Origin of the sequence: Streptomyces jeddahensis (genome assembly GCF_001642995.1) — a bacterium.
In the GTDB taxonomy this organism is placed as follows: Bacteria; Actinomycetota; Actinomycetes; order Streptomycetales; family Streptomycetaceae; genus Streptomyces; species Streptomyces jeddahensis.
Genome location: NZ_LOHS01000070.1, coordinates 83,119 through 102,829 on the forward strand (window position 1 = coordinate 83,119; position 19,711 = coordinate 102,829).

The following is a 19,711-nucleotide window of genomic DNA, read 5'->3' on the forward strand; positions in this document are numbered from 1 at the left end:
CCCCGTCCAGGCGACTGCCGGGGACTACTCCTCGTCCGGCGTCGGCACCGTCGTCGGGCGCAGCTTCACCCAGACCAGGAAGAACAGGCCCAGGGCGAGCATGCCGATGCCGGTCCACAGGTTGATGTGGACACCGTCCGCCTTGGCCAGGTCGGCCTCGGACGGGTTGAGCCCGGCGATCGTGACGATCACTCCGTAGACCAGGAACAGGTAGCCGATGATCCGGCGGAGGTCGAAGAGACGGGCGGCGGTCGCCGACTTGCTCTCCAGCTCGGAGACTTCGCGCTGCAGGTCAGACATGATTCAGTGCCTCCGATCGGGTCAGAAGGAGTAGGGGATGTAGCAGGCGGCGGCGATCACGATGGCGCCCCAGCCCAGCAGGGCCGGCTTGCGGTACCAGGCGTCGTCGCCCTTCTCGGGGAGCTCCTCCATGCCGGGGGAGCGGGTGCCGTAGACCAGACCGGCCAGTTCGGCCTCCGGCTTCGGCTTGGTGAAGAGCGAGACGGCGACCATGACCACCGCACCGGCGACGAAACCGGCGATCGCGGAGACGAAGTTGGCGCCCTGGTCGGTGGGGATGTCGACGATGCCCTGCTTGTAGATGACGAAGTAGTTCACCATCGCGGCCGCGGTGCCCGCGATCAGGCCCCAGAAGCCGGACTTCATGGACGCGCGCTTCCAGAACATGCCGATGATGAAGACCACGAACATCGGCACGTTGAAGAACGAGAACAGGGTCTGCAGGTACCCCATGATGTTGGAGAAGCTGGACGCCAGGAACGCCGTGCCGATCGAGGCCAGCACACCGATCGCCGTGATGAGGCGGCCGAACTTCACGTAGTAGGTGTCGTCGCGGTCCTTGACCACGTACTTCGCCCAGATGTCGGTCGTGAAGACGGTGTTGAACGACGAGACGTTGGCCGCCATACCCGCCATGAAGGCGGCCAGCAGACCGGTCACGGCGATGCCGAGCACGCCGTTGGGCAGCAGCTCCTGCATCAGGTAGGGGATCGCGTCGTTGTACGTCAGGTCCGAGCCGGCGGTGCCGATCTTCGGGACGAGGACGGCGGCGACGAGACCCGGGATCATCACCAGGAAGACCACGAAGATCTTCGGGAACGCGGCGATCAGCGGGGTGCGCTGGGCGGCGGACAGGTTCTTCGCGGACAGGGCGCGCTGCACCTCGGCGAAGTTGGTCGTCCAGTAGCCGAAGGAGAGCACGAAGCCGAGGCCGAGGACGATCGTCAGCCAGTTGGCGCCGAGCGCGTTGGCCTCACCGATGCCCGTACCGCCCCAGGCGGTGAGGAAGTTGTCCCCGTGGCTCTGCTGCAGCGAGCTGGTCAGGCCGTCCCAGCCGCCGACCTTCTTCAGGCCGAGGATGGTGATCGGGATGAGCGCGGCGAGGATCACGAAGAACTGCAGCACCTCGTTGTAGATCGCCGAGGACAGACCGCCGATCGTGATGTACGCGAGGACCAGGAAGCCCGCGACGACGATCGCCACCCACTGCGGCCAGCCGAGCAGCGCCTCGACGACGATCGCGAGGGCGTACAGGTTGACGCCGGCGATCAGGATCGAGGCGAACGCGAACAGGATCGAGCTCAGCAGGTGCGCCGACTTGTCGAAGCGCTGGAGCAGGAACTCGGGGACGGACCGCACCTTGGAGCCGTAGTAGAACGGCATCATCACCAGGGCCAGGAAGACCATGGCCGGGATGGCGCCGATCCAGTACCAGTGCACGACGGCGACGCCGTACTGGGCGCCGGTGGCGGCCATGCCCAGGAGCTCCGTGGCGCCGAGGTTGGCGGCGACGAAGGCGAGGCCGGTGATCCAGGCGGGCATCGAACGGCCCGAGAGGAAGAAGTCGAGGCTGGTCTTCACGGAGCGCCGGGCGGCGAAGCCGATGCCCAGAACGACGATGAAGTAGATCGCCAGGATCGTGTAATCGAGCCCGTTCGTGGGGAGCCGGAGCCCGTCGGCGAGGTAATGCATGGGGGAACTCGCTTCGTTGCGCGAACTTAACTCGCCGAAACCTACGCCGAATCTTTCAAGATCTGAATACTTTTGTTGAAGTTCTCTGTTTGATTGTGAGCGAGCTCACGGCTTTGTCTGAAATGTCCGTGGTGCATGCATGCACCTCGTAACTCGTACCTCATCTGCGGTGAGTCGCGTCTGTGTGGCTCCTTGGGTCGTCCTGTACACCCATTGACGCTGCTGTTGCATTGTGGTTTGTTATGTGTAGTTCTGTTTGATGGGTGTGCTGAGGAGCCCGCAAGTGAAGAAGACCTCGACCCGGCTCGCCGACGGTCGTGAGCTCGTCTACTACGACTCGCGTGACGACGTCGTACGCGATGCAGTGGACCGCCGGCCGCTCGATCCGACTTCCACCACGTCGGAGATCCGCCGCGACCCGCTCCTCGGCGACTCCGTCGCCATCGCCTCGCACCGCCAGGGCCGCACCTACCACCCGCCGGCCGACGAGTGCCCGCTGTGCCCGTCCGAGGGCGACCGGCTGAGCGAGATCCCCGACTCCTCCTACGACGTCGTGGTCTTCGAGAACCGCTTCCCCTCGCTCGCCGGTGACTCCGGCCGCTGCGAGGTCGTGTGCTTCACGTCCGACCACAACGCGTCCTTCGCGGACCTCACCGAGGAGCAGGCCGGGCTGGTCCTGGACGCCTGGACGGACCGCACCGCCGAGCTGTCGAACCTGCCGTCCGTCGAGCAGGTCTTCTGCTTCGAGAACCGCGGCGCCGAGATCGGCGTCACCCTCGGCCACCCGCACGGCCAGATCTACGGCTACCCCTTCACCACCCCGCGTACGGCCCTGATGCTGCGCTCGGTCGCTGCGCACAAGGAGGCCACCGGCGGTCTCAACCTGTTCGACGACATCGTCGAGCGAGAGCAGGCCGATGGCTCCCGGATCGTCCTGGAGGGCGAGCACTGGGTGGCCTTCGTCCCGTACGCCGCCCACTGGCCGTACGAGGTGCACCTCTACCCGAAGCGGCGCGTGCCCGACCTGCTCGGGCTCGACGAGGCGGCGCGCACAGAGTTCCCCAAGGTCTATCTGGAACTCTTGAGGCGCTTCGACCGGATTTTCGGTGAGGGTGAGCCGCCGACGCCGTACATCGCCGCCTGGCACCAGGCGCCGTTCAGCGCGCTGGAGGAATTCGATGGAGACGCAGCAGTCAGCCGTGACGACTTCGCGCTTCACCTCGAGCTTTTCACCATTCGCCGCACTTCCGGCAAGCTGAAGTTTCTCGCGGGTTCCGAGTCCGGCATGAACGTGTTCATCAACGACGTGCCGCCGGAGGCCGCGGCCCAGCGACTGCGAGAGGTAGCGAGTTCATGAGTGGGAAGTACCTGGTCACCGGAGGCGCCGGTTACGTCGGCAGCGTGGTGGCCCAGCACCTCCTCGAGGCGGGCCACGAGGTCACCGTCCTCGACAACCTCTCCACCGGCTTCCGCGAGGGCGTCCCGGCGGGCGCGACCTTCATCGAGGGCGACATCCGGGACGCCGGCAAGTGGCTGGACTCCACCTACGACGCCGTGCTGCACTTCGCCGCGTTCTCGCAGGTCGGCGAGTCGGTGATCAAGCCCGAGAAGTACTGGGACAACAACGTCGGCGGCACGATGGCGCTGCTCGGCGCGATGCGCGAGGCGGGCGTCCGCAAGCTGGTCTTCTCCTCGACCGCGGCCACGTACGGCGAGCCGGTCAACACGCCGATCACCGAGTCCGACCCGACGGCGCCCACGTCGCCGTACGGCGCGTCGAAGCTCGCCGTCGACCACATGATCACCAGCGAGGCGGTCGCACACGGCCTCGGCGCCGTGTCGCTGCGCTACTTCAACGTCGCCGGTGCCTACGGCGCGTACGGCGAGCGGCACGACCCCGAGTCGCACCTCATCCCGCTCGTGCTCCAGGTCGCGCTCGGCAAGCGCGACGCGATCTCCGTCTTCGGCGACGACTACCCGACGCCCGACGGCACCTGCATCCGCGACTACATCCACGTCGCCGACCTGGCCGAGGCGCATCTGCTGGCGGTGGACGCCGCGACGCCCGGCGAGCACCTGATCTGCAACCTCGGCAACGGCAACGGCTTCTCGGTCCGCGAGGTCATCGAGACCGTCCGCCAGGTCACAGGACACCCGATCCCCGAGGTCGTGGCCCCGCGCCGCGGCGGCGACCCGGCCGTCCTGGTCGCCTCCGCCCAGACGGCGCGCGAGCGCCTCGGCTGGAACCCGTCCCGCGCGGACCTCGCGGGAATCGTCGCCGACGCCTGGGCGTTCGCGCAGGCACGTCAGGAAGAGAGCGGATCGTGAGCGAGAGCGTCGCGGCGACTGTCGCCGAGGGCTTCGAGGAGCTGTACGGGGCCGCGCCGCACGGCGTGTGGGCAGCGCCGGGCCGGGTCAACCTGATCGGCGAGTACACGGACTTCAACGAGGGGTTCGTGATGCCGCTGGCGCTCCCGCACACCGCCGTCGCCGCGGTCTCCCGCCGCGACGACGGCGTGCTGCGGCTGCACTCCGCCGACATCGACGGTCCCGTCGTCGAGCTGCGCGTCGACGAGCTCCAGCCCGGCACGGACACCGGCTGGGCCGCGTACCCGGCGGGCGTCGTGTGGGTGCTGCGCGGCGCGGGCCACGCCATCACCGGCGCGGACATCCACCTCGCCTCGACCGTGCCGACCGGCGCGGGCCTGTCGTCCTCGGCGGCCCTCGAGGTCGTCACCGCCCTCGCCCTCAACGACCTGTTCGAACTCGGCCTGTCCCGGCCCGAGCTGGCGAAGCTCGCCCAGCGCGCCGAGAACGACTTCGTGGGCGTCCCCTGCGGCGTCATGGACCAGATGGCATCGGCCTGCGGCACCGAGGGCCACGCCCTGCACCTGGACTGCCGCGACCTGTCGATCCGTCAGATCCCCTTCGACCTGCCCGCGCACGGCCTGCAGCTGCTCGTCGTCGACAGCCGCGTGAAGCACGCGCTCGGCGACGGTGCGTACGCCGAGCGGCGCGAGGGCTGCGAGACGGGCGCGCGGGCGCTCGGCGTCTCGCACCTGCGCGACATCGCGTACGACGACCTGGCGTCGGCCCTGGCCGAGCTGGACGACGAGCGGGTCCGCCGCTACGTACGCCACGTGGTCTCCGACGACCACCGCGTGGACCAGGTCATCGCCCTGCTCGACGCCGGTGACGTGCGCGCCATCGGCCCGGTCCTCACCGAGGGCCACGCCTCGCTCCGCGACGACCTGCGGATCTCCTGCCCCGAGCTGGACCTCGTCGTCGACACGGCGAACGCGGCCGGAGCGCTGGGCGCCCGCATGACGGGCGGCGGCTTCGGCGGCTCCGCGATCGTCCTCGTCGAGGAGTCCGACGCGGAGACGGTGACGAAGTCGGTCCTGGAGGCGTTCGCGGCGGCCGGTTACACGGCGCCGCGGGTGTTCCCGGCGGTGCCCTCGGCGGGGGCGCGCCGGGTCCGCTGAGCGGTCACGGTCTGTCGACTCCCGTCCCCGTACGAACATACGGCTCACCAAAAACGCGCTGGCCGCCCAGTTTTGCGAAATTCCTTCCGCGCCTGCCGCCCGCCCGTACCCTGATGGCAGCGCCGGTGGGGGCCGGTGCTGATCAGGGGGCGAGACAGTCGGGTACGACGCCCGGAGTGGGGTAGCAGTGCAAGCACGGCGGCGGCCGTGCTGCTGCGATGATCCTTTGCTCCGGGCGCCGTACCTGCGCCGACCGTCCCCCGACGATCGTTCTCCCCTGCTCCTCAAGGAGCTTGGGGAAGGGGGTTTCAGTGGTTCGCATCCGAGTCCTGGTCGTCGACGACCATCGCATCTTCGCCGAGTCGCTCGCCGCGGCGCTCGCCGCCGAGCCGGACGTCGACGTCTCGGCGGCCGGCAGCGGCCCGGCCGCACTGCGCTGCCTGGAGCGGGCCGCAGCGGAGGGCCGCAGATTCGACGTACTGCTCGTCGACGCCGACCTGGGAGGCATGGTGCCGGGCGGACGCCCCGCCGTGCCCGTCCAGGAGGGCAACGCCGATGGCCTGGTCGACGGCATCTCGCTGGTCGCGGGCGTCCGTTCGGCCCAGCCCGGGGTGCGTACGGTCGTGCTCGCCGAGAAGGACGACCCGCGCCGCGCCGCGCTCGCCCTGGGAGCCGGCGCCTCCGGATGGGTCGCCAAGGACTGCTCGCTGTCCCGGCTGCTCACCGTCATCCGCGGCGTACTGCGCGACGAGACGCACCTGCCGCCCGCCCTGCTCACGGGCGTGCTGCGGGAGCTGACGGCGGCCCGCAAGCACCGCACGGAGAGCGAGCGCCTCGTGGAGTCCCTCACCCCGCGCGAGCGCGAGGTGCTGCGCTGCATGGTCGCGGGCCTGGGCCGCAAGGCCGTCGCCGAGCGGCTCTTCCTCTCCCCGCACACGGTGCGTACGCACATGCAGAACGTGCTGGGGAAGCTGGGCGTGCACTCGACGCTGGCGGCGGTGGCGCTGGCGCGCCGGGCCGGTGTGGGACCCGTCGACCTAGCCGGGGATGTTGTCGAACGGGGCGGTCAACTGGCGTAGCAGCGCGGCCAGTTCGGTGCGCTGTGCGCGGGAGAGCTCGCTGAGGATCGCGCGCTCCTGGTCGAGCAGCCCGGCGAGCGCCTGGTCGGCGCGGTCGCGGCCCTCGTCCGTGAGCCGCACGAGCACACCGCGCCGGTCGCTGGGGTCCGGCAGCCGCTCCACGAGGCCCTTCTTCGTGAGCCGGTCGATGCGGTTGGTCATCGTCCCTGACGTCACGAGGGTCTGCGTGAGCAGCTGCCCGGGCGACAGCTGATACGGCGCTCCGGCGCGCCTCAGCGCCGTCAGCACGTCGAACTCCCACGGCTCGAGACCGTGCTCGGAGAACGCCAGGCGGCGGGCGCGGTCCAGATGCCGGGACAGCCTGCTCACCCGGCTGAGTACTTCCAGCGGTTCCACGTCGAGGTCAGGGCGCTCCCGGCGCCACGCTGCGACCAGCCGATCGACCTCGTCCTCCATGAGATCAAGTGTAGAGGGTCTGTCGACATGAAGTCTCTTGACGTCAAGATATCGAGCGCGTGACGATGGCGTATGGCGCCCGGAAGCCTCCGGCCGCCCGGCTGTGCCGACCCCGCGCAGGTCGGCGGCAAGGAGGATCCGCCATGGCCACTTCCGGCCCCGTCTGGGATCCGCGCCAGTACCTCCGCCACGAGGGCCACCGCGCCCGGCCCTTCGTCGATCTGCTGGCCCGCGTGCCGGACCTCCCCGCCGAGGCCGCCGGACGCCCGCCTCGCATCGCCGACCTGGGCTGCGGCCCGGGCAACGTCACCCGTCTCCTCGCGGACCGCTGGCCCGCGGCCCACATCACCGGCTTCGACAACTCGCCGGAGATGCTCGCCCGCGCCGAGCCGCTGGCCGGACCCACCGCCGGAGGCGGCCGCCTCGACTTCGCTCCGGCGGACGCGACGACGTGGGCACCCTCACCGGACGAGCCGTACGACCTGATCATCTCGAACGCCACGCTCCAGTGGGTGCCGGACCACGCCGAGTGCTTCCCGTCCTGGATCGCCGGACTCGTCCCCGGCGGCACGTTGGCCTTCCAGGTGCCAAGCAACTTCGACGCGCCCAGCCACGTACTGATGCGGGAGATGGCCGAGTCGGCGAGGTGGAAGGACCGGCTGGCCGGGGTCCTGCGGCACGGGGACGCGGTGCTGTCATCGTCGGATTACCTGGAGCGGCTGGTGGCTCTGGGCTGCGAGGCGGACGTCTGGGAGACGACGTACCTCCATCTCCTCCAGGGCGAGGATCCGGTCCTGGACTGGGTCAAGGGCACGGGCCTGCGCCCGGTCCTCACGGCCCTGGCGGACGACTCGGCGGCCACGGAGGCATTCGTCGCCGAGTACCGCGGCCTGCTCCGCGAGGCGTACCCGGCAACGCCACACGGCACGGTCTTCGCGTTCCGGAGGCTTTTCGCGGTGGCGCGGACGGCGGACGCCTGATGCTGGTGGCGGTCGATCACGTACAGCTGGCTGCGCCACCTGGCTCGGAGGACGCGCTGCGGGCCTACTACGTGGACGTCCTCGGCATGACGGAGATCCCCAAACCGCCCGTGCTGGCGGCTCGGGGCGGCTGCTGGTTCCAGGCGGGGCAGGTGCAGCTCCACCTGGGCGTGGAGGCGGACTTCCGGCCCGCGAAGAAGGCCCACCCCGGGCTGCGCGTACGCGACATCGAGTCGTACGCGACCCGCCTCGCGGACCGCGGGGCGGAGGTGGCCTGGGACGACGACCTCCCGGGCCACCGGCGCTTCTACTCCGAGGATCCGGTGGGCAACCGGCTGGAGTTCCTGGAGCCGGTCACAGCCGACTGAGGGCGGCGGACGTGATGCCGATGCCGAACCGATGTCGTACGGGACGCGCCGTTGAGCGGCATCGCGGCCCGACGACGGTGGCTCAGCTGTCTTCCGACGAGTCCGCGTCGTGGACCAGCAGAGCGATCTGAACGCGGTTGTTGAGACCCAGCCGGGTCAGGATGCGTGACACGTGCGCCTTCACCGTCGGCAGCGCGAGGTGCAGTTCGCGTGCGATCTCGGCGTTGGAACAGCCGCGCCCGACTGCCCGGGCCACCTCACGCTCACGTTCGCCCAGCAATGCCAGACGAGCCCTGGCGGCGGCTCGCCTGTCCTGACCGGAGTCGTCCGCCACCTGCTCGATGAGGCGGCGGGTGACAGCGGGGGAAAGCACCGGATCCCCCGCCGCCACCGTCCGGATGGCCGTGACGATGCCCTGCGGCGGTGTGTCCTTGAGGAGGAACCCGGCCGCGCCGGCGCGCAGTGCCCTCAGTACGTGCGCATCGGTGTGGAAAGTCGTCAGGACCAGTACCTCGGGAGCCCCGGGCCGGGACCGGAGTGCCTCTGTGGCGGCCAGCCCGTCGACGCCCGGCATCCGGATGTCCATCAGCACCAGGCCGGGTCTGTGGGCGGCGACCAGCGCGGGTACCTCCGCCCCGTCGGCGGCCTCCGCGACCACCTCGATGTCCGAGGCACCACCCAGCATCAGGCGCAGACCGGCCCGCACGATCGCGTCGTCGTCGACGAGCAGAACGCGGATCACCTGCGCCATCCTTCCTCATGTGTTCCCTGCGGCGGACGCGGTGTCTGCCGCAGGCCAGGGTAGCCAGGCGATGACCCGGAACCGGCCGTCGGCAGGGCCGGCCTTCAGCTCACCGCCTGCCAGCCGGGCCCGTTCGGCCAGCCCGATCAGTCCCTGTCCGCCGCCTTTGCTTCGGCCCGTCGTACCCGGAGCGGGCCCGGGCGGCAGTGCATTGTGGACCTCCACCGCCAGCCTGTCCGCCGGGCTTCCGGTCACGCGTACCGCGACCGCCGCGCCAGGCGCGTGCTTGCGCGCGTTGGTCAGCGCTTCCTGCACGATCCGGTATGCCGTCCGCCCCACCACGGGGGGTGGCGCCGGTCCGTCCGGCGGCCCGGTCAGCTCGATCCGGGCGCCGGCCGCCCGTGCCTCCGCCACCAGCCGGGCGAGATCGGCCAGTTCGGGCTGCGGCCGCTCGTCCTCCGTCGCACCGCGCAGCACCCCGACAACCTCCCGTAGGTCGCGCAGGGCCAGGTGGGCGCTGTCACGGATCACCCCGGCGGCCCGCGCGACCTCCGCGCGGGGCGCGCCCGTGTTGAACTCCAGCGCCCCGGCGTGAACGCTGAGCAGCGACAGTCGGTGCCCGAGCACGTCGTGCATCTCGCGGGCGATCTCCTCCCGCGCCTCCCGCCGGGCCCGCTCGGCCCGCAACTCCGCGTCGGCCTCGGCCAGTTCCGCGCGCTCTCGCAGCGAGTCGATCAGCTGTTGCCGGGACCGCCGGAACAGCCCCCACCCGATGGCCCCGGCAATCAGTGCGAAGTACGTCAGCCCCGATCCCGCCCGGTCCTCGGGAACCTCCGGCAGCCGCCACAGGAAGGCGGGCAGCGGAGCGAAGGCCAGCGCCGCCACCCACCCCGTGACCCGCCAGGGCCGGGTCGCGGCCACCGTGAACACCGCCACCAGCGCCGGACCGGTCAGGTAGTGGGCCAGGGTGCCCGCCAGCAGCAGCGCCACCGCCAGCGGCACCGGCCAGCGCCGCCGCAGCAGCACCGCCGCGCACCCCAGCCCGCCCACCACCTGATCGGCCGCCCGCCACACGGGGCTGAGGTCCTCCGCGACCGGCACGGACTGCGAGCTGACGGCGGCAAAGCAGGCGGCGAAGAGGAAGAACCCCAGGTCGGCGGCCCAGTCCCGGCGGGTGCGGTGGATAAGGCGCATGCCAGGCAATCTACGCGGGACCCGCCTGCGACCGGGCATCCGAGCAGCGACCAGATACTTAAGTACGACTCCGCGGCGCCGACGGCCGCCTTCGGTCACCATCCGGCCGCCCAAAGCCCGGTCCGCCGCTCGGGACCGCCCGCCTACCGTCGGGCCATGGCCTCCAACACCCCGAAGTCCCCCCTTGCGGCCCTGACGGGCCTGCTCTGCTTCGTCCTGGTCACCGGCGGCGGGTTCGGCCTCCTGCACGAGTGGCTCGGCTGGATCCACTTCATGGGCTTCGTCCGCTTCCTCGCCCCCGACGGCTACGAGATCTACAGCTACGTCGCCATGATCGCCCTTGGCCTCGTGGTAGGCGCGGCCGGCGACTCGATCACCCGGCGGGGCTGAGGATGAACCACTGAGCTTCCGCCGGAGCGCGGCGTAGCCCACCTCCCGGTCGATGGGGCGACCGAATCGAAGTCGACCGGCCGGCGGCCGACTGACAAGGGCTCCCTCACCCTTTCTGATGATCAGGCCGGATTCCGGAGGGCAGCAGCGCGGCCGCTCCGTAGCGTCCCCGTGTCGCTTGTGCCGCAGTGGCGCCCGCGCCCAGACTGAAGGAGGAGGTGCTTCTTGATGACTGCTCTCGCGCACGAGGTGATCCCGGTGGTGGAGGACGAGTCGGTCTCCGAACTCGACGAGATCCTGTGGCAGACCTGGAAGGCCATGGAGCTCCCCGAGGGCTATCGCGCCGAGATCATCGAGGGAGCCATCGAGGTGTCGCCCACCGGTCGTCGTCGTCATGCCGTGCTCATCAGCCGTACGCGGCGGGCGTTGGACGCCCATCTGGCGGGTCGTGATTATGTTGCGCACCAGGACGCCAACGTCATCCATCGCCGCAAATCGTGGATCCCCGATATCTTCGTCGGTCCCGAGGACCTCGACGAGATCCCCGACGAAGAGGACCTCGGTGTCGACGCGGCAGGCGTGGTGCTGGTCATCGAGGTCGTCTCACCAGGCCGCCGCAATATCGAGCGCGACCGGGTCCGTAAGCGCCGCGAGTACGCCCGCGCGGGAATCCCCGTCTATGTGATCATCGACGATTTCGATGAGGACGGTGCCGTACTCGTGCTGACCACGCCCAATCCGGCGAAGGCCAAGTACGAGGACGAGCACCGCGTCCCGTATGGGGCGGACGCGATCATCCCCAGCGGGCCCGCCGAGGGCTTTGCCATCGGTGAGGTGATCACCAAGGCATGAAGACCCGCAGGGTCTAGTTCTTCCGGTGCCCTATAAGCCGCGGCTTCTGCTCCAGGCCGTCCAGACCGTGCCACGCCAGGTTCACCAGGTGCGCCGCGACCTCCGCCTTCTTCGGCTTGCGGACGTCCAGCCACCACTGGCCCGTCAGGGCGACCATGCCGACCAGGGCCTGGGCGTACAGCGGGGCCAGCTTCGGGTCGAAGCCGCGGCTTTTGAACTCGCGGCCCAGGATGTCCTCGACCTGGGTGGCGATGTCGGAGATCAGGGAGGCGAAGGAGCCCGTCGACTGGGGGATGGGGGAGTCGCGGACCAGGATGCGGAAGCCGTCCGTGTACTCCTCGATGTAGTCGAGGAGGGCGAAGGCGGCCTGTTCGCACAGCTCGCGGGGGTGGCCGGCGGTGAGGGAACCGGTGACCATGTCGAGGAGGCGGCGCATCTCGCGGTCCACCACCACCGCGTACAGCCCCTCCTTGCCGCCGAAGTGCTCGTACACGACCGGTTTCGAGACCCCGGCGCGGGCCGCGATCTCCTCCACCGAGGTGCCCTCGAAACCCTTGTCGGCGAACAGCGTGCGGCCGATCTCCAGCAGCTGCTGACGGCGTTCGGCACCGGTCATGCGGGTACGGCGCGTGCGCCGCGGCTTCTCGTTGCTCGGGGTGCTGCTGGAGTCGGTCGCCACGCGGACCATCATGCCCGGTCGGTGGCCTCTGCCTTGCGGCGGGAGTCGGTCTCGGTCCGGGCGGGGACATCGGCGCCGGGCTTGCGGCGCGATGCGATACGGGACTTCGACGGCCAGCGCACGTCATACGCCCAGCCCAGCTGCTCGAACCAGCGGATGATGCGGGCCGACGAATCGATCTGGCCGCGCTCGACCCCGTGCCGGGCGGAGGTCGGGTCGGCGTGGTGGAGGTTGTGCCACGACTCGCCGCACGAGAGCGCGGCCAGCCACCAGACGTTGCCCGAGCGGTCACGGGACTTGAAGGGCCGCTTGCCCACCGCATGGCAGATCGAGTTGATCGACCACGTCACGTGATGCAACAACGCCACCCGCACGAGTGAGCCCCAGAAGAACGCCGTGAAGGCGCCCCACCAGGACATGGTCACCAGACCGCCGATCAGCGCGGGCAGGAACAGCGACACGGCGGTCCACAGGATGAACTGGCGCGAGATCGTCCGGATCGCCTTGTCCTTGATCAGGTCCGGCGCGTACTTGTCCTGCGGCGTCTGCTCCTCATCGAACATCCAGCCGACATGAGCCCACCACAGGCCCTTCATCAGCGCCGGGACCGTCTCGCCGTAACGCCAGGGCGAGTGCGGGTCGCCCTCCGCGTCTGAGAACCTGTGGTGCTTGCGGTGATCGGCCACCCAGCGCACCAGCGGGCCCTCCACGGCCAGCGAACCCGCGATCGCCAGCGCGATGCGCAGGGGGCGCTTGGCCTTGAACGAGCCATGCGTGAAGTAGCGGTGGAAGCCGATCGTGATGCCGTGGCACCCGAGGTAGTAGAAGAAGACCAGGAGGCCGAGGTCGAGCCAGCTCACGCCCCAGCCCCAGGCCAGCGGCACCGCCGCCAGCAGGGCCAGGAAGGGGACGGTGATGAACAGCAGCAGCGTGATCTGCTCGATCGACCGCTTCTGCTCACCACCGAGCGTGGCGGACGGGAGTGGGGTCCCGTTCTTGTCTGACGCCGCCTGCTGCGGGGCGTCGCGGATCACATCGGAGCTTGTGGTCATGGGGCGTCCCCTGTGGGGTCGAAAGGGTGGTGGCAGGGCCTTGCAGGGTGTCCTGGATAACAGTTTCCTACGCTTCCGTAACCTACGGCATCGTAAGTGTGGCGTCCCGTTGGCCTCCCGCGGTCCGGAGGGAGGCACCGGCGAGAGGCCTTGAGACGGCGCGCCCGCCAGGACACCTATCCTTGGACTCGGTCGGACAGCGCGGTCCGCTCTGTTTTCTTCCCGGGCGCCCTGTCCCTGATGCGGCCCCCGCGCCGCGACAGGACCCGGGTCCCCTCCCAGAAGTGCCCCAACACTGCAAGGAGCCGCACCTGTGAGCAGTGCCGACGACCAGACAACGACGACGAGCGCCGAGCTGCGCGCCGACATCCGCCGACTGGGCGACTTGCTGGGCGAGACGCTCGTACGGCAGGAGGGCCCCGAGCTGCTCGAGCTGGTCGAGCGAGTCCGCAGCCTGACCCGCGAGGACGGCGAGGCCGCCGCCGAGCTGCTGCGCGGCACGGAGCTGGAGACCGCCGCCAAGCTGGTGCGCGCCTTCTCCACGTACTTCCACCTGGCGAACGTCACCGAGCAGGTGCACCGCGGCCGCGAGCTGCGCGCCAAGCGCGCCGCCGAGGGCGGGCTGCTCTCCCGCACCGCGGACCGCCTCAAGGACGCCGACCCCGAGCACCTGCGCCAGACCGTCGAGCACCTCAACGTCCGCCCCGTGTTCACCGCCCACCCCACCGAGGCGGCCCGGCGCTCCGTACTGAACAAGCTGCGGCGCATCGCCGCGCTCCTCGAGACCCCGGTCACCGAGGCCGACCGGCGCCGCTACGACACCCGGCTCGCCGAGAACATCGACCTGGTGTGGCAGACCGACGAGCTGCGCGTCGTCCGGCCCGAGCCCGCCGACGAGGCCCGCAACGCCATCTACTACCTCGACGAGCTGCACGCCAATGCCGTCGGCGACGTCCTCGAGGACCTCACGGCGGAACTGGAGCGCGTCGGCGTCAAGCTGCCCGAGAACACCCGCCCCCTCACCTTCGGCACCTGGATCGGCGGTGACCGCGACGGCAACCCCAACGTGACGCCCCAGGTCACCTGGGACGTGCTGATCCTTCAGCACGAGCACGGCATCAACGACGCGCTCGACATGATCGACGAGCTGCGCGGATTCCTCTCCAACTCCATCCGCTACACCGGCGCCACCGAGGAGCTGCTCACCTCCCTCCAGGCCGACCTGGAGAACCTCCCGGAGATCAGCCCTCGCTACAAGCGCCTCAACGCCGAGGAGCCCTACCGGCTCAAGGCCACCTGCATCCGGCAGAAGCTGGTCAACACCAAGCAGCGCCTCGCCAAGGGAACCCCGCACGAGCCGGGCCGCGACTACCTCGGCACCACCGAACTGCTGCACGACCTCACGCTCATCCAGACGTCGCTGCGCGCGCACCGGGGTGCGCTGTTCGCCGACGGCCGCATGAACCGCACCATCCGCACGCTCGCCGCGTTCGGCCTGCAGCTCGCCACCATGGACGTGCGCGAGCACGCAGACGCCCACCACCACGCCCTCGGCCAGCTCTTCGACCGGCTCGGCGAGGAGTCCTGGCGGTACGCCGACATGCCGCGCGACTACCGCACCAAGCTGCTCGCCAAGGAGCTGCGCTCGCGGCGGCCTCTCGCGCCCACCCCGGCGCCGCTGGATGCGGCCGGAGAGAAGACCCTCGGCGTCTTCCTCACCGTCAAGAAGGCCCTGGAGGTCTTCGGACCCGAGGTCATCGAGTCGTACATCATCTCCATGTGCCAGGGCGCCGACGACGTCTTCGCCGCGACCGTGCTGGCGCGCGAGGCCGGCCTGCTCGACCTGCACGCCGGCTGGGCCAAGATCGGCATCGTGCCGCTGCTTGAGACCACCGAAGAGCTCCGCGCGGCTGATGTGATCCTCGACGAGATGCTCGCCGACCCCTCGTACCGGCGGCTCGTGGCGCTGCGCGGCGACGTGCAGGAGGTCATGCTCGGCTACTCCGACTCGTCGAAGTTCGGCGGTATCACGACCTCGCAGTGGGAGATCCACCGGGCGCAGCGGCGGCTGCGTGACGTCGCCCACCGGTATGGGGTGCGGCTGCGGCTCTTCCACGGCCGCGGCGGCACCGTCGGCCGTGGCGGCGGCCCCACCCATGACGCGATCCTCGCCCAGCCCTGGGGCACCCTCGAGGGCGAGATCAAGGTCACCGAGCAGGGCGAGGTCATCTCCGACAAGTACCTCATCCCGTCCCTGGCCCGGGAGAACCTCGAACTGACGGTCGCGGCCACGCTGCAGGCCTCCGCCCTGCACACGGCCCCCCGTCAGTCCGACGAGGCCCTCGCCCGCTGGGACGCCGCCATGGACGTGGTCTCCGACGCGGCCCACGCGGCGTATCGCAGGCTCGTCGAGGACCCGGACCTGCCCGCGTACTTCTTCGCCTCGACCCCGGTGGACCAGCTCGCCGACCTGCACCTCGGGTCGCGCCCGTCGCGGCGCCCCGACTCCGGCGCCGGGCTCGACGGGCTGCGCGCCATCCCGTGGGTCTTCGGCTGGACCCAGTCGCGGCAGATCGTGCCCGGCTGGTTCGGCGTGGGTTCGGGGCTGAAGGCGCTCCGCGAGGCGAGCCTCGACACCGTGCTCGACGAGATGCACGAGCAGTGGCACTTCTTCCGCAACTTCATCTCCAACGTCGAGATGACGCTCGCCAAGACCGACCTGCGGATCGCCCGGCACTACGTCGACACGCTCGTGCCGGACGAGCTCAAGCACGTGTTCTCGGTGATCGAGGCCGAGCACGAGCTGACCGTGCAGGAGGTTCTGCGGGTCACGGGCGGCGAGAAGCTGTTGGACACCCACCCGGTGCTCCAGCAGACGTTCGCCATCCGCGACGCCTACCTGGATCCGATCTCGTACCTTCAGGTCGCGCTGCTGAAGCGTCAGCGCGACGCGGCCGCGGCCGGCGAGACGCCGGATCCGCTGCTGTCGCGGGCGCTGCTGCTGACGGTCAACGGTGTCGCGGCGGGGCTGCGCAACACGGGGTGACCTCCGGCCGGGTGCGCCGATGTACTTGTGGGTGTCCGGGGCTTCCGCCCCGGGCACCCACTTTTTCGCTTCCCGGGTCTTTGTGCGTCGGGCGACTACCGGCCGTACCGTTGTGGGCAATCGTTCCGCAGGGCGGAACGGGTGGGCACAACCCACGACGTACGGTGCCGTTCATCGTGGTCCAGCCCCCGCAGGGACCCCGTCAGAGCGTTGCGAACGAAGCCGTGAGCAACGCCAACCCCAGCGCCGCGGTGACCCACGCCGTCCGCGTCATCCGCAGCCCCCCTGCGATGACCACGGCGGCGAGCAGCAACGCACCCCCCAACGGCACCCACGCATGAAGCAGCCCCGCAACCCCCGAGCGGACCACCTCGTCCGTCCCCGGCTTGATCACCACCGGGACCTTCGCGCCCTTCTCCTCGGCGATCGACCGTTCGATCACCACACGGCCCCGCGGCTGCGACCCGGGCGACAGACCCACGTACGAACCCGTGCACGTCTCCTCGCCGCACCGCGTCACCGTCATCGTGCCGCGCTCACGGCCCTTGGTGAACATGACATGCTGCGCCGAGCCCCACGACTGCCACACACCGCCGACCAGCAGGAGCAGCACGACCCCGGCCAACACCACCTGCCGCCCGAGCAGCAGCAGCCCATACGCACTCTCACCCGCTCTGCGGGTACGGCTGCGCTTGACGGTGCCGGGGCGACGCAGAGGAACCGTGTCCCGAGTGGCTGACGAGGCTGACGTGCTTGGCATGGCCGCGATCCTTGGCCATAGGGCAGCGCCCGGTCAACCTCCGCGGGCGAGAGGCCAGGAGTGCTACGACACGTCGCGAACGGGCGGAGACGTCAGGAGTTGTACGCGCTCTGCGCCCGCTCCAGGCCCTCCGTGACCAGACACTCCACGGCGTCCGCAGCCCGGTCCACGAAGTAGTCCAGCTCCTTGCGCTCGGCCGACGAGAAGTCCTTGAGGACGAAGTCCGCGACCGGCATACGGCCCGGCGGGCGCCCGATCCCGAAGCGCACCCGGTGGTAGCCGGGACCCATCGCCTTCGTCATGGACTTCAGCCCGTTGTGGCCGTTGTCGCCGCCGCCCAGCTTCAGCCGCAGCGTGCCGTAGTCGATGTCCAGCTCGTCATGGATCGCAACGATGTTCGCCGTGGGCACCTTGTAGAAGTCCCGCAGCGCCGTCACCGGCCCGCCCGAGAGGTTCATGTACGACATCGGCTTCGCCAGCACCACCCGCCGGCCCGCCGGACCCGGCGCCCCGATCCGCCCCTCGACGACCTGCGCCTGCGCCTTGCCGCTCCGCTTGAAGGTGCCGCCCATCCGCTCCGCGAGCAGATCCGCGACCATGAACCCCACGTTGTGCCGGTTCATCGCATACCCCGGCCCGGGGTTGCCGAGCCCCGCGATCAGCCAGGGGGCGTTGGCATCCGACGTCGTCATCTGCATGTCTCCTTCATACGCGCCAGCCGCCGTCTTCCGCGCCTCTCGGCACGGAAAACGGCGGCTGAAGAACAAACTGCCGGAAGGAACCCCGGCGGCCGGAACCTGCGGAAACTACTCCGCGGCCTCGGCGCCCTCTTCCTCGGCGCCCTCCGGGGCCTCCTCGGCCTGAGCGGCCAGCACCTGAAGGACGACCGCGTCCTCGTCGACGGCCAGCGTCACACCGTTCGGCAGCGTGATGTCCTTGGCGAGCACGGAGGCACCGGCCTCCAGGCCCTCGATGGAGACGCTGACCGACTCCGGGATGTGCGTCGCCTCGGCCTCGACGGGCAGGGCGTTGAGCACGTGCTCGAGCAGGTTGCCGCCCGGGGCCAGCTCGCCCTCGGTCTGGACCGGGATCTCGACGGAGACCTTCTCGCCGCGCTTCACCAGCAGCAGGTCGACGTGCTCCAGGAAGCCCTTCAGCGGGTCGCGCTGCACGGCCTTCGGGATCGCCAGCTCGCTGGTCTTGCCGTCGATGTCCAGGGAGATCAGGACGTTCGGCGTACGCAGCGCCAGCAGCAGGTCGTGGCCCGGAAGGGTCAGGTGCAGCGGGTCGGAACCGTGGCCGTAGAGAACACCCGGGACCTTGTTGTCACGGCGGATACGGCGGGCGGCACCCTTGCCGAACTCGGTGCGGGTCGCGGCGGTGATCTTTACCTCGGACATGAGCACTCCTCGTAAGTCAGACGGATATGTGGCGGTCACCCGGCCACACGACTGGCCTGCTACGAAGAGCGCGTCGATAACGGACCGCCGCACGTACTGCCTGATGAAAAGCAGTGTGCGGCCTCCCTCGCCGAGCAACTTGGACAGTCTACTCGGCAAGGAAGGCCGCACCCAAAACGATCAGAGAAAGGTCACTGCTCCTCGAACAGGCTCGTCACCGAACCGTCCTCGAAGACCTCGCGCACCGCGCTCGCGATCGTCGGAGCGATCGACAGCACCGTGATCTTGTCCAGCTCCAGCTCGTTCGGCGTCGGCAGCGTGTCCGTGAACACGAACTCGCTCACCTTCGAGTTCTTCAGCCGGTCAGCCGCCGGACCCGACAGCACACCATGCGTCGCCGTCACGATGACGTCCTCCGCACCATGCGCGAACAGAGCGTCCGCGGCGGCGCAGATCGTGCCACCCGTGTCGATCATGTCGTCGACCAGGACACAGACACGGCCCTTCACGTCACCGACCACCTCGTGCACGGTCACCTGGTTCGCGACGTCCTTGTCACGCCGCTTGTGCACGATCGCCAGCGGCGCACCCAGACGGTCGCACCAGCGGTCCGCGACCCGCACACGACCGGCGTCGGGCGAGACCACGGTCAGCTTGTCGCGGTCCACCTTCGCACCCACGTAATCCGCGAGGATCGGCAGCGCGAACAGGTGGTCCACCGGGCCGTCGAAGAAACCCTGGATCTGGTCCGTGTGCAGATCGACCGTGAGAATCCGGTCCGCACCCGCCGTCTTCATCAGATCCGCGACCAGACGAGCCGAGATCGGCTCACGGCCACGGTGCTTCTTGTCCTGACGCGCATACCCGTAGAACGGCACGATCACGGTGATGCTCCGGGCCGAAGCCCGCTTCAGAGCATCGATCATGATCAGCTGCTCCATGATCCATTTGTTGATCGGAGCCGTGTGGCTCTGGATCAGAAAACAGTCCGCACCACGAGCCGACTCCTGATAACGGACGTAGATCTCGCCATTGGCGAAGTCGAACGCCTTCGTCGGCACAATGCCGACCCCCAACTCGCGGGCGACCTCCTCGGCCAACTCAGGATGGGCGCGGCCGGAAAAGAGCATCAACTTCTTCTGCCCAGTGGCCTTGATTCCGGTCACAGCACTGTCTCCTCAGACGAGTTCTCTACTGCCGCCCGCGCACCCGTCCGCAACGAGCCAGCCGAATTGT

General features: G+C 69.6%; 20 protein-coding genes. 9 read left to right on the forward strand and 11 right to left on the reverse strand.

Features of this window, described 5'->3' with window-relative positions; genetic code table 11:
- Nucleotides 1–24 precede the first annotated feature (24 nt).
- Nucleotides 25–300, reverse strand: coding sequence for a hypothetical protein (locus STSP_RS12495; protein ID WP_067276066.1), 276 nt, complete (start codon nt 298–300; stop codon nt 25–27).
- Nucleotides 301–321: 21 nt separating this feature from the next.
- Nucleotides 322–1,992 (reverse strand): sodium:solute symporter family protein, encoded by a 1,671-nt coding sequence (locus STSP_RS12500; RefSeq protein ID WP_067276068.1) that lies wholly within the window; start codon nt 1,990–1,992, stop codon nt 322–324.
- Between the two features lie 283 nt (nt 1,993–2,275).
- On the opposite strand from STSP_RS12500, the gene galT reads away from it, so the two are divergent.
- The 4 genes from galT (at nt 2,276) to STSP_RS12520 (ending at nt 6,556) form a co-directional block, all read left to right on the forward strand.
- Nucleotides 2,276–3,349 (forward strand): galactose-1-phosphate uridylyltransferase, encoded by a 1,074-nt coding sequence (gene galT, locus STSP_RS12505; RefSeq protein WP_067276070.1) that lies wholly within the window; start codon nt 2,276–2,278, stop codon nt 3,347–3,349.
- Complete coding sequence (galE, locus tag STSP_RS12510) at nt 3,346–4,320, forward strand: UDP-glucose 4-epimerase GalE (protein WP_067276073.1); 975 nt, start codon at nt 3,346–3,348, stop codon at nt 4,318–4,320. Before galT ends, galE begins: the two co-directional genes overlap by 4 nt.
- The gene (gene galK / locus STSP_RS12515) at nt 4,317–5,477 is read left to right on the forward strand and encodes a galactokinase (RefSeq protein WP_067276076.1); all 1,161 of its coding nucleotides are present in this window, start codon (nt 4,317–4,319) and stop codon (nt 5,475–5,477) included. Before galE ends, galK begins: the two co-directional genes overlap by 4 nt.
- A gap of 311 nt (nt 5,478–5,788) precedes the next feature.
- Nucleotides 5,789–6,556: a response regulator transcription factor gene (locus STSP_RS12520; RefSeq protein ID WP_067276079.1), complete on the forward strand. Its 768-nt coding sequence runs from the start codon at nt 5,789–5,791 to the stop codon at nt 6,554–6,556.
- Here the strand turns inward: STSP_RS12520 and tamR are convergent.
- The gene (gene tamR / locus STSP_RS12525) at nt 6,515–7,012 is read right to left on the reverse strand and encodes a MarR family transcriptional regulator TamR (RefSeq protein WP_067276081.1); all 498 of its coding nucleotides are present in this window, start codon (nt 7,010–7,012) and stop codon (nt 6,515–6,517) included. The genes STSP_RS12520 and tamR overlap by 42 nt on opposite strands.
- A 143-nt stretch (nt 7,013–7,155) precedes the next feature.
- Between tamR and STSP_RS38355 the strand changes: the two genes are divergently transcribed.
- Entirely contained in the window at nt 7,156–7,992 is an 837-nt protein-coding gene (locus STSP_RS38355) for a trans-aconitate 2-methyltransferase (protein WP_067276083.1), read from the forward strand.
- Complete coding sequence (locus STSP_RS38360; protein ID WP_067276086.1) at nt 7,992–8,360, forward strand: VOC family protein; 369 nt, start codon at nt 7,992–7,994, stop codon at nt 8,358–8,360. The genes STSP_RS38355 and STSP_RS38360 overlap by 1 nt, the downstream gene beginning before the upstream one ends.
- Before the next feature lie 82 nt (nt 8,361–8,442).
- Here STSP_RS38360 and STSP_RS12540 read toward each other — a convergent pair whose 3' ends face one another.
- Complete coding sequence (locus STSP_RS12540) at nt 8,443–9,111, reverse strand: response regulator transcription factor (RefSeq protein WP_067276089.1); 669 nt, start codon at nt 9,109–9,111, stop codon at nt 8,443–8,445.
- A 6-nt stretch (nt 9,112–9,117) separates the two neighbouring features.
- A complete protein-coding gene (locus tag STSP_RS12545; protein ID WP_107441276.1) occupies nt 9,118–10,296 on the reverse strand; it encodes a sensor histidine kinase in 1,179 nt (392 codons plus the stop codon).
- Between the two features lie 156 nt (nt 10,297–10,452).
- Here STSP_RS12545 and STSP_RS12550 point away from each other — a divergent pair, with 156 nt between their 5' ends.
- Both STSP_RS12550 and STSP_RS12555 read left to right on the forward strand, forming a co-directional pair.
- Nucleotides 10,453–10,686 (forward strand): hypothetical protein, encoded by a 234-nt coding sequence (locus STSP_RS12550; RefSeq protein WP_067276095.1) that lies wholly within the window; start codon nt 10,453–10,455, stop codon nt 10,684–10,686.
- Nucleotides 10,687–10,914: 228 nt separating this feature from the next.
- A complete protein-coding gene (locus tag STSP_RS12555) occupies nt 10,915–11,538 on the forward strand; it encodes a Uma2 family endonuclease (protein ID WP_067276096.1) in 624 nt (207 codons plus the stop codon).
- A gap of 13 nt (nt 11,539–11,551) precedes the next feature.
- Here the strand turns inward: STSP_RS12555 and STSP_RS12560 are convergent, their stop codons facing one another.
- Nucleotides 11,552–12,229 (reverse strand): TetR/AcrR family transcriptional regulator, encoded by a 678-nt coding sequence (locus STSP_RS12560; protein ID WP_067276099.1) that lies wholly within the window; start codon nt 12,227–12,229, stop codon nt 11,552–11,554.
- Nucleotides 12,226–13,269, reverse strand: a complete 1,044-nt coding sequence (locus STSP_RS12565) for an acyl-CoA desaturase (RefSeq protein ID WP_067276100.1) — start codon at nt 13,267–13,269, stop codon at nt 12,226–12,228. The genes STSP_RS12560 and STSP_RS12565 overlap by 4 nt, the downstream gene beginning before the upstream one ends.
- A 313-nt stretch (nt 13,270–13,582) precedes the next feature.
- Between STSP_RS12565 and ppc the strand changes: the two genes are divergently transcribed.
- Complete coding sequence (ppc, locus tag STSP_RS12570; protein WP_067276103.1) at nt 13,583–16,315, forward strand: phosphoenolpyruvate carboxylase; 2,733 nt, start codon at nt 13,583–13,585, stop codon at nt 16,313–16,315.
- 202 nt (nt 16,316–16,517) lie between these two features.
- Here the strand turns inward: ppc and STSP_RS12575 are convergent, their stop codons facing one another.
- The 4 genes from STSP_RS12575 to STSP_RS12590 all read right to left on the reverse strand — a co-directional run bounded on the left by STSP_RS12575 (nt 16,518) and on the right by STSP_RS12590 (nt 19,641).
- On the reverse strand, nt 16,518–17,075 hold the full coding sequence (locus tag STSP_RS12575; protein ID WP_107441277.1) for a hypothetical protein: 558 nt from the start codon (nt 17,073–17,075) through the stop codon (nt 16,518–16,520).
- A 92-nt stretch (nt 17,076–17,167) separates the two neighbouring features.
- Nucleotides 17,168–17,767, reverse strand: a complete 600-nt coding sequence (gene pth, locus STSP_RS12580; protein WP_408646278.1) for an aminoacyl-tRNA hydrolase — start codon at nt 17,765–17,767, stop codon at nt 17,168–17,170.
- Nucleotides 17,768–17,881: 114 nt separating this feature from the next.
- Nucleotides 17,882–18,475, reverse strand: coding sequence for a 50S ribosomal protein L25/general stress protein Ctc (locus STSP_RS12585; protein ID WP_067276107.1), 594 nt, complete (start codon nt 18,473–18,475; stop codon nt 17,882–17,884).
- 191 nt (nt 18,476–18,666) lie between these two features.
- Nucleotides 18,667–19,641 carry a ribose-phosphate diphosphokinase gene (locus STSP_RS12590; RefSeq protein WP_067276109.1) on the reverse strand — a complete coding sequence of 325 codons (975 nt, stop codon included), beginning with the start codon at nt 19,639–19,641 and terminating at the stop codon, nt 18,667–18,669.
- Between the last annotated feature and the right edge of the window lie 70 nt (nt 19,642–19,711).